The sequence below is a fragment of the Actinoplanes sp. DH11 genome (assembly GCF_020873875.1).
GTDB lineage: Bacteria > Actinomycetota > Actinomycetes > Mycobacteriales > Micromonosporaceae > Actinoplanes.
This window is the reverse complement of record NZ_JAHWGU010000217.1, coordinates 1-260: the sequence shown is the minus strand read 5'-3', so window position 1 is coordinate 260 and position 260 is coordinate 1. Positions and strand designations below refer to the sequence as shown.

Genomic DNA, 260 nt, shown 5'->3' with positions numbered 1-260 from the left:
CAGCCAACAACAACGACACCGCATCACCCACCCGCGTCAAACGCACCCGCAACGACCGCGCACCCGTCGCCACCAACCGCACCCCACCCCACACAAACGGCAACAACGGCCCCGCACCATCACCACCGCCAAGCCCCAAAGCCGGAATCGCATGCAACACCGCATCCAACAACACCGGATGAATACCAAAACCCTCAACATCAACATCAACATTGACGTCCGCGAACACCTCACCATCGCGACGCCACAACCCACGAAGC

General features: G+C 60.8%; 1 protein-coding gene. It reads right to left on the bottom strand.

All coding sequences use genetic code 11. The features are described from left to right. The coding region (locus tag LPA41_RS41500) for a polyketide synthase dehydratase domain-containing protein (RefSeq protein WP_229077022.1) at positions 1–229 on the bottom strand (229 nt) is incomplete at its 3' end. Positions 230–260 lie beyond the last annotated feature (31 nt).